General features: G+C 61.2%; 13 protein-coding genes. 3 read left to right on the top strand and 10 right to left on the bottom strand.

The annotated features are described in order from the left end of the window. Positions 1–65: 65 nt before the first annotated feature. The 4 genes from GWQ44_RS16870 to minC form a co-directional block, all read right to left on the bottom strand. On the bottom strand, positions 66–701 hold the full coding sequence (locus GWQ44_RS16870; RefSeq protein ID WP_016963876.1) for an RluA family pseudouridine synthase: 636 nt from the start codon (positions 699–701) through the stop codon (positions 66–68). 91 nt (positions 702–792) lie between these two features. Continuing rightward, positions 793–1047 (bottom strand): cell division topological specificity factor MinE, encoded by a 255-nt coding sequence (gene minE, locus GWQ44_RS16865; RefSeq protein WP_007898843.1) that lies wholly within the window; start codon positions 1045–1047, stop codon positions 793–795. Further along, entirely contained in the window at positions 1047–1859 is an 813-nt protein-coding gene (minD, locus tag GWQ44_RS16860; RefSeq protein WP_011062650.1) for a septum site-determining protein MinD, read from the bottom strand. The genes minE and minD overlap by 1 nt, the downstream gene beginning before the upstream one ends. A 200-nt stretch (positions 1860–2059) precedes the next feature. After that, positions 2060–2797 carry a septum site-determining protein MinC gene (gene minC / locus GWQ44_RS16855; RefSeq protein WP_016963875.1) on the bottom strand — a complete coding sequence of 246 codons (738 nt, stop codon included), beginning with the start codon at positions 2795–2797 and terminating at the stop codon, positions 2060–2062. 122 nt (positions 2798–2919) lie between these two features. On the opposite strand from minC, the gene GWQ44_RS16850 reads away from it, so the two are divergent. Further along, positions 2920–3852, top strand: coding sequence for a lipid A biosynthesis lauroyl acyltransferase (locus GWQ44_RS16850; RefSeq protein ID WP_275927836.1), 933 nt, complete (start codon positions 2920–2922; stop codon positions 3850–3852). 49 nt (positions 3853–3901) lie between these two features. Continuing rightward, the gene (locus tag GWQ44_RS16845) at positions 3902–5095 is read left to right on the top strand and encodes a patatin-like phospholipase family protein (protein ID WP_199010653.1); all 1194 of its coding nucleotides are present in this window, start codon (positions 3902–3904) and stop codon (positions 5093–5095) included. 86 nt (positions 5096–5181) lie between these two features. On the opposite strand, the gene GWQ44_RS16840 is transcribed toward GWQ44_RS16845, so the two are convergent. The 6 genes from GWQ44_RS16840 to puuE all read right to left on the bottom strand — a co-directional run bounded on the left by GWQ44_RS16840 (position 5182) and on the right by puuE (position 11552). Continuing rightward, a complete protein-coding gene (locus GWQ44_RS16840; RefSeq protein ID WP_275927835.1) occupies positions 5182–5967 on the bottom strand; it encodes an outer membrane protein OmpK in 786 nt (261 codons plus the stop codon). Between the two features lie 640 nt (positions 5968–6607). Further along, a complete protein-coding gene (locus GWQ44_RS16835; RefSeq protein WP_275927834.1) occupies positions 6608–7966 on the bottom strand; it encodes a nucleobase:cation symporter-2 family protein in 1359 nt (452 codons plus the stop codon). Between the two features lie 172 nt (positions 7967–8138). Beyond that, positions 8139–9461, bottom strand: a complete 1323-nt coding sequence (locus GWQ44_RS16830; protein ID WP_275927833.1) for a urate hydroxylase PuuD — start codon at positions 9459–9461, stop codon at positions 8139–8141. A gap of 51 nt (positions 9462–9512) precedes the next feature. Further along, positions 9513–10016: an ureidoglycolate lyase gene (locus GWQ44_RS16825; protein ID WP_016962791.1), complete on the bottom strand. Its 504-nt coding sequence runs from the start codon at positions 10014–10016 to the stop codon at positions 9513–9515. Between the two features lie 97 nt (positions 10017–10113). Continuing rightward, positions 10114–10629 (bottom strand): 2-oxo-4-hydroxy-4-carboxy-5-ureidoimidazoline decarboxylase, encoded by a 516-nt coding sequence (gene uraD, locus GWQ44_RS16820; RefSeq protein ID WP_275927832.1) that lies wholly within the window; start codon positions 10627–10629, stop codon positions 10114–10116. After that, positions 10626–11552, bottom strand: coding sequence for an allantoinase PuuE (gene puuE / locus GWQ44_RS16815; protein WP_016962789.1), 927 nt, complete (start codon positions 11550–11552; stop codon positions 10626–10628). The genes uraD and puuE overlap by 4 nt, the downstream gene beginning before the upstream one ends. A gap of 425 nt (positions 11553–11977) precedes the next feature. On the opposite strand from puuE, the gene uraH reads away from it, so the two are divergent. Beyond that, positions 11978–12331 (top strand): hydroxyisourate hydrolase, encoded by a 354-nt coding sequence (gene uraH / locus GWQ44_RS16810; RefSeq protein ID WP_016962788.1) that lies wholly within the window; start codon positions 11978–11980, stop codon positions 12329–12331. Positions 12332–12455: the final 124 nt, after the last annotated feature.

Genomic DNA, 12455 nt, shown 5'->3' with positions numbered 1-12455 from the left:
CGATCCGGGGATCGCCTTCAGAGTGCTTTCGCCAGCAAGCCGGTTCCTACAAGAAAACAGGGGTATCAAAACGGCGCAGGGCATTCGAAGCGCAGGCGCTCACCGGTCTGGGGGTGGGTGAAGCTGAGCATGCTGGCGTGCAGGCACAGGCGTGGCCAGGCAGCCAGGGCTTGCGGGTGGGCGTAGAGGCCGTCGCCCAGCAGCGGATGGCCGATGGACAGCATGTGCACCCGCAGTTGGTGGGAGCGTCCGGTGATCGGCGTCAGTTCGACCCGGCACCAGTCGCCGCAACGCTCCAGCACGCGCCAGAAGGTCAGGGCGTGTTTGCCGAATTCGTGATCCACCACGTGCCGCGGTTTGGTTGGCGGGTCATAGCGCAAGGGCAGGTCGATGCTGCCGCTGTCCAGTTCCGGCTGGCCCCAGCACAGGGCGGTGTAGGCTTTTTCGGTTTCACGGTCATGAAACTGCCGCGACAGCTCGCGATGAGTGTCCGGGTCCCGGGCCAGGAGAATGATGCCTGAGGTTTCCCAATCCAGCCGGTGGACGATCCGGGCTTCGGGGTAACCGTTTTCCTGCAGGCGGGTGATCAGGCAGTCCTTGTTGTCATCGGCGCGACCAGGGACTGAAAGCAGCAGGGTGGGTTTGTTCACCACCAGGACGGCGGCGTCCTGATGCAGGATGTGGATATTCGACAACGGCATTAAAACAGCCTCGTAACAAACGCCAACGGCGGCTCGCCGACCCCATTCAATGCATGAGGCCTGCGAGCCGCCGTGGCTCCTGGCGGATCAATCAGCGATCAGGCAGGGTGATATTGAGTTCCAGGATCGAGCAACTGCCCTGGTTTTCCAGAGCGACGTGCACGTCGTCGGACCCGATATTGACGTACTTGCGGATCACTTCCACCAGTTCCTTCTGCAAGGCGGGCAAGTAATCAGGGGTGCTGCGCTGGCCGCGTTCATGCGCCACGATGATCTGTAGACGCTCTTTCGCTACCGACGCGGTGCTGACCTTTTTGCTGGCACGAAAGAAGTCAAAAAGATTCATTATCTACCTCCAAACAGGCGCTCGAAGAATCCCTTCTTCTCGACATCAAGGAACCGATGTTCCACGGTTTTGCCCAGCAGACGATCGACCGCGTCGCTGTAGGCCTGGCCCGCATCGCTCTGGTCGTCGAGAATGACCGGCACGCCCTGGTTGGAAGCCTTGAGCACCGCCTGGGATTCGGGAATCACGCCCAGCAGGGTTACTGCGAGAATTTCTTTGACGTCTTCAACGCCGAGCATTTCGCCATTGCTGACGCGCTCCGGGTTGTAACGGGTCAGCAGCAGGTGCTCCTTGATCGCATCTTCGCCCTTCTCGGCGCGACGGGACTTGCTGGCCAGCAGGCCGAGCATACGGTCGGAGTCACGCACCGAAGACACTTCAGGGTTGGTCACGACAATCGCTTCGTCGGCGAAGTACATGGCCAGGTGCGCGCCTTTCTCGATACCGGCAGGCGAGTCACAGACCACGAACTCGAAGGTTTCCTTGAGTTCCATCAGGACTTTTTCCACGCCTTCGAGGGTCAGTGCGTCCTTGTCGCGGGTCTGGCTGGCGGCCAGCACGTAGAGGTTTTCCAGGCGCTTGTCTTTGATCAGGGCTTGCTGCAGGTTGGCTTCGCCGTTCACCACGTTGACGAAGTCATACACCACGCGACGCTCGCAGCCCATGATCAGGTCGAGGTTACGCAGGCCGACGTCGAAGTCGACGATGACTGTTTTGTGACCACGCAGAGCGAGGCCGGTACCGATAGCGGCGCTGGTGGTGGTTTTACCCACGCCACCCTTGCCGGATGTAACCACGAGAATCTTGGCCAAGGTGTTTCACCCCTAAGGAAAAAGGACTTTTAGCCCCTGAAAAACATCTCTTGAAAACTACTGCAGTCGGACAGCCTTGGCTGGAGTTCGGTCAGCGGCAGGATTTATCGTCGATAAACACTGCTGATTGCCAATTTCCTACTTCGTTTGAGCCGTAATCGCTACGTTTTAGAGATGCTTGGAAAATGCGGCAGTATCCGTTAAAGACGTGTGATGTTCAACACGTCACCCGACAGGCTGACCTGGACTCCAGAGCCCCACAGAGGGTCGCGTCGCAGGTCCTCGGAAACCTTGTACTGACCGGCGATGGAGATCAGTTCAGCGCTCAATTGCTGACAGAAAATCCGTGCCTTGGTATCACCTTTGACGCCTGCCAGGGCCCGGCCGCGCATCGGGCCGTATACATGGATATTGCCATCGGCGAGAAGTTCCGCTCCGGGGCTGACCGAGGACACCACCACCAGATCGCCACCCTGGGCATAAATCTGCTGCCCGCCGCGTACTGGCGAAGTGATGATGCGGGTCGGTTTGACCGTGGGCTCCGGCGGCTTTTCCGGCACTTTCTTGATTTCGCTCTCGGGCGGTTCAAGTGGCCGTTCCCGGGCACCGGAAGGTGGCAGCACCGGCAGGTCGACGGCAATCGCCGCGGCAATGTCTTCGATGCGACTGGCACGAATGGCCAGGGTGCGCAGGCCGTGGTGGCGGCAGACGCGCATCAGCCCGGGCAGATCCACCGAGCCCTCGGCGGCAGGCAGCTTGTCCAGCGCCAGCACCAGTGGCGCATTGCTGAAGAAGTTCGGGGCCTGGGCGACTTTCGCGGCCAGTTGGCGATCAAGGCCTTCAAGGTCGTTGCGGGCCAGTTCCAGCACCGTGATGGCGAGCATGCTGCCCTTTAACTGGAACACAGGATCTTGGTCTAGCGATTCGGTTTGGCTCATGGTCTGCAGAAGGCGGCTTGTCACTAAAAGTGCCGAGACTTATAACGAGATCGCCCGCGCCCCGCAAGCCAGGTCGAACCGATGTAGAATGCGCGGCCTTGTTGTCTGTCCCGGAATCTGTAATGGATCGCCCGCGTTTTCGAGCTGCATTCTTGTCTCCACGTTTCTGGCCGCTGTGGCTGGGACTTGGCGTGTTATGGCTGGTCGTCCAGTTGCCCTATCCCGTGCTCCTGCAAATCGGTCGCGCCCTGGGGGCGTTGATGTGCCGGGTGGCCGGCGACCGGCGGGTGATCGCCCAGCGCAACCTGGAACTGTGCTTCCCGGAAAAGTCCGCCGCAGAGCGCAAGCGCCTGCTCAAGGAGAACTTCGCATCCACCGGGATCGCCTTCTTCGAAATGGCCATGAGCTGGTGGTGGTCCAAGCCGCGCCTGGCGCGCCTGGCCCATGTCGAAGGGCTGGAATACCTGAAACAGGCCCAGCGTGACGGTCATGGGGTGATTCTCATGGCCCTGCACTTCACCACGCTGGAGATCGGCGCGGCGCTGCTGGGCCAGCAGCACACCATCGATGGCATGTACCGCGAACACAAAAACCCGTTGTTCGACTTCATTCAGCGCCGTGGTCGTGAACGGCATAACCTGGACTCGCTGGCCGTCGAGCGTGAAGACGTGCGTGGCATGCTCAAGCTGCTGCGGGCCGGCCGGGCGATCTGGTACGCGCCGGATCAGGACTATGGCGTCAAGCAGAGCCTGTTTGTGCCGTTGTTCGGCATCCAGGCCGCGACCGTTACCGCCACCAGCAAGTTCGCGCGCCTGGGCAAGGCCCTGGTGGTGCCTTTCACCCAGGAACGCCTGGCCGACGGCAGTGGCTACCGCCTGGTGATTCATGCGCCGCTGACGGATTTCCCTGGCGCCACGGAAGAAGAGGATTGCCTGCGGATCAATCAGTGGGTGGAAACGGCCTTGCGCGCCTGCCCCGAGCAGTACCTCTGGGCCCATCGGCGCTTCAAGAGCCGGCCGCCGGGCGAGCCCAAGCTCTACACGAAGCGCCGTTGAGCTTACGGGTACTGAGCGGAGTCTTGTGCGCCATGGATGGAGTGAATTGATGAGTGCGGCGGAACCGGTCACCGGTTTGATTCTTTCTGGTGGTGGCGCCCGGGCGGCCTATCAGGTGGGCGTGCTGGCGGCGATTGCCGAATTGATCGGGCCGGGGGCGCGCAATCCGTTTCCGGTGATTGTCGGCACCTCGGCCGGGGCCATCAATGCGGTCAGCCTGGCCAGCGGCGCCACGGATTTTTCCGCGGCCATCAAGCGTCTCACGGCGTTCTGGAGCAGCTTTCGCAGTGATCAGGTAATGCGCAGCGATTGGCCCGGGGTGATTCGTCAGGCCAGTCGCTTTGTCGGTCACAGCCTGCTGGGGCTTGGCGCTCAGGTGCCGGTGGCGCTGATCAACAATTCGCCGTTGCGTGAACTGCTCAACCAGCACATGCACCTTTCGGGCATCCATCAGGCGATTGCCCAGGGGCAGTTGCACGCGGTGGCGGTAACGGCTTTCGGTTATGAATCCGGACAGGCGGTGACCTTCTATCAAGGGGGTGGGGTCATCAATCCCTGGTTGCGCCACCGGCGGATCGGCATTCCGACCCAGCTTACGGTGGATCACCTGCTGGCCAGTGCGGCCATTCCCCTGCTGTTCGCTCCAGTCAAGCTCGACCAGGAGTACTTCGGCGATGGCGCGGTGCGCCAGTCGGCGCCCATCAGTCCGGCCTTGCACCTGGGAGCCAGTCGCGTGCTGGTGGTGGGGGTCAGTGGCAACCCGCGGGGCAACGATCCGGACACTTCACAGCAGCGCACTTACACCGGGCAGCAGCCGACCCTGGCGCAGATCGGCGGCCATATGCTCAACAGCACCTTCATTGACAGCCTGGAAAGCGATATTGAACTGCTGGAGCGACTCAATCATTTCAGTCGCCTGTTGCCGGGCAGCGCGGCGGATCGCGGCCTGGGCATTGCGCCTGTGGAAGTGTTGGTGATTGCCCCCAGCCAACCGATCGACGAAATCGCGGCGCGGCACCGGCAGGAGTTGCCGGCGGCGTTGCGTTTGTTCTTGCGCGGGCCGGGGGCGACCCGCACCAGCGGTGCCGGGGTCCTGAGCTATTTGTTGTTCGAGGCGGCGTATTGCAGCGAGCTGATCGAGCTGGGCCGCAGTGATGCTCTGGCCAAGGGCGAGGAGTTGGCGCGGTTTCTGGGGCTCAATGGCCTCGCGGGCTGGCCCGCTCCTACAGAACCTGCGCGGTAGGAGCGGGCCAGCCCGCGAAGAGCGATGTACGCCGTCAACCGAACGTCGCCCAAGGCTGCGTTCGGCGTCGGCGGCTTGTCCTGCGATTAGAAGTGGTACTTGATCAACAGGCTGGCGGTGTCCTGGTTGGTCTCGAAGTTGCGCGAATCCTCGATACCGTACTTGTTCTTCCAGTAGTCGTACTCGAAACCGACGTACAACTGCTTGGCGCCCCAGTTCAGCGCCTTGCCCAGGTCGTACTTGACCTGCGGGTTGAAGTGCAGGTTGGCGTGGTAGGTGCCTTTGGCGTTCTGGTCGTTATCGACCACCCAGTCCATGTAGCCGTCGATCAGGATGTCCGAGCGGCCCACGGGAATGGTATACGACCAGACCGGGGTGATCTGCCAGACGTTGTCGCCCGGGCGGCTGCCTTCGGTGTGGCGCTGATAGAAGTTCAGCTGGAAGTAGTCGAAGCCGGGCACGGCCAGGTCGAAACCGGGACCGATCAGGTGAGACTCGTTATCGCCCTCGCCGAACTCGTAGGTGAAGGCCAGCAGCACGTCCTTGATCGGGCCGAACTCCAGTTTCTGATCAAAGATCTTGCCGAACGACAGGCGCGGGCTGAATTCGCCGTAGTAAGTGTCCGGGCCGACGTTGCCGTCTTCCTTGCCGTTGTAGAAGATCCGGTCGAGGAAGAAGAAGTTGTCGCCGTATTTCCAGGCGTCGGCATGTTCGAAGGTCACCGTCTGTTGAATCTGCGGGTTGACCTCGAAGTTCTTGCCGTACAGGTAAGTCAGGCTGTTGTTCTGCCACTGCAACAGGTCGCCAGCCACGGCCTGTCCCCCCACCAGCGCGCTGGCGGCCAACATCAGGCTCTTGCACATCGGTTTCATTCGGTTGCTCCCAAAGTAGGTAGTTCCACGTTTTTTTATGGCTCGGCGCTCTGGTATGGCGCCTTTTATCGTTACTGTAAAAAACCATCCGATCGGTCAGCTTTGTTGCTTTTAGCAAGAGCTGAGCCAAGGCCGAAAAAAAGCAAAAAACTCCCGTCCAGCTGTAGCGATACAGCCGGGCGAGAGTGTTTTCGCGATATTTTCGGGCGCCTTGTTACCTGTCCAGGCCGGGATAAGTTGGCTCTTGGGTCAGGTTTTTCATCCGGGCTTTTTTTTAGACCAGATTTGCGCGGCCGCGGAGAATACTGGCTCTCACGGCAGGGCTCAAGTGCGCCGCAACGGCGCACTTGCAACCACTTTGGGGCAGGCCGGCCGGCCATATCAGGTAGGTATCCGCAATGAAGGGCAGTAGCCGGGCAATGATCGCTGGCCATCGGGGCGATGGGCCGGCGCCAATGGCCGTGGAGCGGCCACCGTCAGAGGGGCCTGGGCAGGCTGCATAGGAGTGCTCCCTGTTTGTTTTTATTGTCAAGGCGCGGCGTCTGTGGGCGGCGCTCGGTCCTGGGGGCCGAGCGCCGCATTCAAGCGTGAACGGTGCAGCAGCCCCCGGGCGCCGAACCGGCGCCCGGGGGGGGGCGACTCAATGCTGATGAGCGTGGTGTGCGCTGTTGGCCGCGCGCTCGCTGCCGCCGAGGATGTTGAACAGCAGGTTCAGCACCAGGGCGCTCAAGGTCGCCATGGCAATGCCGCTGTGGGTGATGGGGCTCATCCACAGTGGCAGGTGGGCAAAGAACTCTGGACGCACCACGGGAATCAGGCCCATGCCGATGCTCACCGCCACCAGCAGTTGATTGCGCCGGTCGCCAATATCGGCTTCCTGGAGAATCTTGATCCCGGTGGCGGCCACCATGCCGAACATGGCGATGGCCGCCCCGCCCAGGACCGCCGGTGGAATCGAGGCCACCAGGAAGGCGGCCTTGGGCAGCAGGCTGAGAACGATCAGCAGAGCGCCGGCGACAATGGTCACCGAGCGGCAGCGCACCCCGGTCATCTGCACCAGGCCGATGTTCTGGGCGAACGAGGAGTGGGTGAAGGTGTTGAGGAAACCGGCGAAGAACGAGGCGCCGGCATCACACAGAAGGCCACGACGCAGCATGCGCGGGCTGACTTCCTGGCCGGTGATCTTGCCCAGGGCGAGGAACATCCCGGTGGATTCGACAAAGATGATCACCACCACCAGGCACATCGACAGGATGGGCGCCAGATGGAACTGCGGCATACCGAAGTGCAGCGGGGTGACGACCTGCAGCCAGGGCGCCTCGGCCATGCCGCTGAGGTCGACCATGCCGATCATGCCGCACAGCACGTAGCCCAGGCCCATGCCGATCAGCACGGAAATGTTCACCCAGAAACCACGCATGAAGCGATGAATCAGCAGGATGGTGCCCAGCACCAGTGCGGCGATGGTCAGGTAGATGGGCGAACCGAATTGCGCGGTACTGCTGCCACCGCCGGCCCAGTTCACCGCCACCGGAAACAGTGACAGGCCGATCGAGGTGATCACCGTGCCGGTGACCAGGGGCGGGAAGAAGCGCACCACCTTGGACATGAAGGGCGCAATCAGCATGCCGAAGAAGCCTGCGGCAATGGTGGCGCCAAAGATGCCCTGCATGCCGATGCCGGGCATGCCGGCCATGGCCACCATGCTGCCCACGGCGGCGAAACTGGCGCCCATCATCACCGGCATGCGAATGCCCATGGGGCCGATGCCCATCGACTGGACGATGGTGGCGATTCCGGCGACCAGCAGGTCGGCGTTGATCAGGAAGGCGATTTCTTCACGACTCAGGCCGGCGGCTTGTCCGATGATCAGCGGTACCGCAATTGCACCGCCATACATCAGCAGAACGTGTTGCAGACCCACCAGGATCAGTTGCAGGAAGGGCAAGCGCACAATGGCGGGCGCAGCGGGGACGCACTGTTCGGATGAATCGGACATGCAACACCTCGAATCTTTTTATTCTTGTGATTTAACCGCTGTGTCTTGGTGCGCAGCGGGTTTGTAGCAGACGAATCTTGGACGGCTGACGGCAATCAAGCCCGCCCCTACAGAAAAATCCGGTTCTGTAGGAGCGAGCTTGCTCGCGAAGCAGCCTGGGTGCAGGCACTGATCAGTGGGTCTGGGCCCCCTGGGCAATCCAGGCGCCGATCAGTTCACGTTCCTGCTGGGTCATCTGGGTGATGTTGCCCAGCGGCATGATCTGGCTGGTCACAGCCTGGGCCTGGATACGCGCGGCTTGCAGACGGATCTGCTCCGGCGTGTCGAACATCACTCCGGCCGGCGCTGCGCTGAACAGCGGGCTGGTGGGCTTGGCCGAATGGCAGACCGCGCAACGCTCCTGAATCACGCTGTGCACCTTGTCGAAGGCCGGGCCGGCATTCGACGCCTGCGCCGGGGCGCTGGCCGCAGCGGGCGCCGCTGGCGCTGGTGCAGGCTGAGCTTCGGCCGAGGTTGCCGGTTTGCCACCCAGGGCGGTTTCCGGCAATGGCTGGAATTGGCTCTGGGCAGGGGCCTTGGCCACTTCCGGGGCACTGGGTGCTGGCGTTGGGCCGGTCACATAGGCCAGGCAGATCATGCCCAGAGCCGCCACGGGCAGGGTCCAGGCGAACTTGTGGCTGTCATGCCGGGTGTTGAAGTAGTGCCGCACCAGCACTGCCAGGACCGCGATCCCGGCCAGGATCAACCAGTTGTACTGGCTGCCGTAGGTGCTCGGGAAGTGGTTGCTGATCATGATGAACAGCACGGGCAGGGTGAAGTAGTTGTTGTGACGCGAACGCAACAGGCCCTTGGCCGGCAGGGTCGGATCCGGGGTGCGGTTTTCCGCGATCGCTGCTACCAGCGCACGCTGGGCCGGCATGATGATGCGGAACACGTTGCCCACCATGATGGTGCCGATGATGGCGCCCACGTGCAGGTACGCGCCACGGCCGCTGAACACCTTGCTGAAGCCGTAGGCCGCGCCGATCAGCAGGAGGAACAGGATGAAGCCGAGCAGGGCGGGTTTCTTGCCCAGTGGCGAATCGCAGAGGAAGTCGTAGATGAACCAGCCGGCGATCAACGCGCCGATACCGATGGCCACGCCTTCAGGGCCGGTCAGGCCGCTGCCGGGAGCCACTAGGTAGAGCATCGGGTTGTAGTAGAACACCAGGCACAGCAGGGCAATCCCCGACATCCAGGTGAAGTAGGCTTCCCACTTGAACCAGTGCAGGTTCTCCGGCATCGAGGGAGGGGCCAGCTTGTATTTTTCCAGGTGATAGATACCGCCGCCGTGAATCGCCCAGAGGTCGCCGGACAGGCCGTCCTTGGGGTTGACGCGATTGAGGTTGTTCTCCAGCCAGACAAAGTAGAACGATGCGCCGATCCAGGCCACACCAGTGATCATATGTACCCAACGCACGCTCAGGTTGAGCCATTCCAACAGATGTGCTTCCACAGTCTTTACCTCTTGCCTGTCACCCTTGTTGTCGAGTGATCAGACCTTCTCTTATTGGTGGGGGGCGAGGATCAAACGCTCATCCTCTTTGAAGAAATGCTCATCGCAGTTATTGCCTTTGCCACTGCGATCAACCACCAGGAAGTCATCCCGCTTTTCGATCGTCAGCACCGGGTGGTGCCAGACGCCGCGATGGTAATTGATGCCCTGCCTGCCATTGCTGACGAAGGCGCGGACCAAGCCTGATACAGGTTCATCGCCAAGTGGCGCGACCACGATCAGAAAGGGGTTGCCGAGCAGCGGGATGAAGGCCTGGCTGCCCAGCGGATGGCGTTCCAGCATGCGAATGGTCAAGGGCATTTCCAACGCGTCGGCGCGGAAGATGCTGATGATCGCTTCGTCCTCCGGCTGGGCGGTTTCAACCGTCGCCAGGCGGTGGAAGCGCATGGTCGAACCATTGTTGATCATGAAGTGGTCGCTGCCGTCGGTCTCGATTACGTCACCGAAGGGGGCGAAGGCTTCTTTGCTCAGGGGTTCAATCACTAATGTGCGCATGCTGTTCTTCTTATGTTCTCTGATGAGGGTGTCGGTTCATCATCCATGGCTTGCCGGCGATCGCCGGCTCAAGAGGGGCAGGGATGCTGAGCTGCCGCTACAGGGCCTGTAAGCGGAACAAGGCGATCTTGTTGATCTCGGCCAGCGCGCATTTGAACTCGGTATACACGGCGTTGTGGATGCGGGTTTCGAACGCGGCGAGGATCTGGTGCCGGTTGCTGCCCTTCACCGCCATGATGAAGGGAAACTTGAACTTGGCCTTGTAGGCGTCGTTCAACTCGGTGAAACGCTGGAACTCTTCGGCGGTGCATTGGTGAATGCCGGCACCGGCCTGTTCGTTGGTGCTGGCTTCGGTCAACTGGCCCTGGACGGCGGCTTTGCCGGCCAGGTCCGGGTGAGCGTTGATCAGTGCCAGTTGGGCGGCGTGATCGGCGCTCAAGAGGATATCGCTCATGCGCTGGTGCAGGCCTTCGATCTGGTCGACGGAGGCGTCGAGGCCCAGGTCATAGGCTTTTTCAGCCACCCACGGCGAATGCTCGTAGATATCGGCGAAGGCCTTGACGAAGGCTTCGCGGCTCAGGGTCGAGGGCTTGAGGCTCTGGAAGGCAGTCATTTCGTCGCTCCCTGGTAAGGATGGGTCTGTTGCCAGTGGCGGGCGATGTCGACGCGGCGGGTGAACCATACCTGTTCATGGCCTTTGGCGTACTCGATGAAACGCTTGAGCGAAGCCAGGCGTGCAGGGCGGCCGATCAGGCGGCAGTGCAGGCCGATGGAAAGCATCTTCGGCGCTTCGGCACCTTCGGCGTAGAGCACGTCGAAAGCGTCTTTGAGGTAGTGGAAGAAGTCGTCGCCCTTGTTGAAACCCTGCACCTGGGTGAAGCGCATGTCGTTGGTGTCCAGGGTGTAAGGGATCACCAGGTGAGGCTTGCCGGTGGGGTTGTTGGGTTCCCAGTAGGGCAGGTCATCGTCGTAGGTATCGCAGTCGTAGAGGAAACCGCCTTCCTCCATCACCAGGCGCCGTGTGTTCGGGCCGGTGCGGCCGGTGTACCAGCCCAGGGGGCGCTCACCGGTGATCTCGGTGAGGATGCGGATGGCTTCGAGCATGTGCTCGCGTTCCTGGGCCTCGTCCATGTACTGGTAGTCGATCCAGCGGTAGCCGTGGCTGCAGATCTCGTGGCCGGCCTTGACCATGGCGCGGATCACGTCCGGGTGGCGCTGGGCGGCCATGGCCACGGCGAAGATGGTCAGCGGAATGTCGAATTCCTTGAACAGCTTGAGAATCCGCCAGACGCCGGCGCGGCTGCCGTATTCGTACAGCGATTCCATGCTCATGTTGCGCTCGCCCTGGAGTGGCTGCGCCGAAACCATTTCCGAAAGGAAGGCTTCCGATTCCTTGTCGCCATGAAGGATGTTGCGCTCGCCGCCTTCTTCGTAATTGAGCACGAAGGACAGGGCGATTCGGGCATTGCCCGGCCAGTGAGGATGAGGAGGGTTGGAGCCGTAACCGATCAGGTCGCGAGGGTAGTCAGCGCTCACTGCAGTCTTCCTTCTTGTTCGTGATAACGGTGGCGTGGCGGAACCTGAAGCCGGGAAGCCAGGTGGGCGTCACTGCGATGGAGCGATTGTATACAAGTTTATATTCAGTTTGTAAGCCCGTTTTTTTGCATTTTTCCGCTTTTGTCGCGATGCATCCCGCTTGCAAGAAACTTGCCCGGTTGGTCAGCTTATGCCTGGAAAGTCGTCTGCCGCTGAGGTTTAGAGGGCCATTCGCAGGTTGCCGGGGATGGCCCCGATTGTCGGCAGATTTGTGATTATTATTGTGTACAATTTTTTTGAAAAATGTCTTAATCGGAACCTCTCCGCAGCCTTTCCACTGCTGAAACGCCGCGGTCCCCTTTCAATCACTGACTCCGGGAGGCGCGAGGCCTGCTCACTCAATGGGCGACAGGCACGCAGAATCAATGGGACGTTTGACTACACATGTTTTGGATGCCGCACATGGCTGCCCCGGCAGCGCTATCAAGGTCGAGCTGTATCGGGTCGAGGGCGCGCAGCTGGAACTGGTCGCCAGCACCCTGACCAACAGCGATGGTCGCTGCGACAGTCCTTTGCTGCAGGGTGAAGACTACCGTTCCGGGGTCTACCAGCTGCAGTTCCATGCCGGTGACTACTACCGCGCCCGCGGCGTGCAACTGCCGCAGCCGGCCTTTCTGGATGTCGTGGTGCTGCGTTTTGGCATCAGTGCCGAGCAGGAGCACTACCACGTGCCGCTGTTGATCTCGCCTTACAGCTATTCGACCTACAGAGGAAGCTAGGACTACCCCCAAGAATCCTGCGCAAATAGCTTCTTTTGGTCCTTGCCCGCTCACACTGCGGGCTTTTTTTCGTCCCGCAGAAGGTGCTTGCCGGTTCAGGCGGCCATGGGAAGGCTGGCACAAA

Source organism: Pseudomonas sp. 3MA1 (genome assembly GCF_029237275.1).
Taxonomy (GTDB): Bacteria; Pseudomonadota; Gammaproteobacteria; order Pseudomonadales; family Pseudomonadaceae; genus Aquipseudomonas; species Aquipseudomonas fluorescens_AP.
The sequence above is the reverse complement of the archived record's forward strand: the minus strand, read 5'-3'. Positions and strand labels throughout refer to the sequence as shown.

Excerpts from the sequence above, each read along its gene's own strand:
- GWQ44_RS16870 (WP_016963876.1), bottom strand. The coding sequence starts at position 701 with ATGCCGTTGTCGAATATCCACATCCTGCATCAGGACGCCGCCGTCCTG.
- minE (WP_007898843.1), bottom strand. The coding sequence starts at position 1,047 with ATGAATCTTTTTGACTTCTTTCGTGCCAGCAAAAAGGTCAGCACCGCG.
- minC (WP_016963875.1), bottom strand. The coding sequence starts at position 2,797 with ATGAGCCAAACCGAATCGCTAGACCAAGATCCTGTGTTCCAGTTAAAG.
- GWQ44_RS16850 (WP_275927836.1), top strand. The coding sequence starts at position 2,920 with ATGGATCGCCCGCGTTTTCGAGCTGCATTCTTGTCTCCACGTTTCTGG.
- GWQ44_RS16845 (WP_199010653.1), top strand. The coding sequence starts at position 3,902 with ATGAGTGCGGCGGAACCGGTCACCGGTTTGATTCTTTCTGGTGGTGGC.
- GWQ44_RS16840 (WP_275927835.1), bottom strand. The coding sequence starts at position 5,967 with ATGAAACCGATGTGCAAGAGCCTGATGTTGGCCGCCAGCGCGCTGGTG.
- GWQ44_RS16835 (WP_275927834.1), bottom strand. The coding sequence starts at position 7,966 with ATGTCCGATTCATCCGAACAGTGCGTCCCCGCTGCGCCCGCCATTGTG.
- GWQ44_RS16825 (WP_016962791.1), bottom strand. The coding sequence starts at position 10,016 with ATGCGCACATTAGTGATTGAACCCCTGAGCAAAGAAGCCTTCGCCCCC.
- uraD (WP_275927832.1), bottom strand. The coding sequence starts at position 10,629 with ATGACTGCCTTCCAGAGCCTCAAGCCCTCGACCCTGAGCCGCGAAGCC.
- uraH (WP_016962788.1), top strand. The coding sequence starts at position 11,978 with ATGGGACGTTTGACTACACATGTTTTGGATGCCGCACATGGCTGCCCC.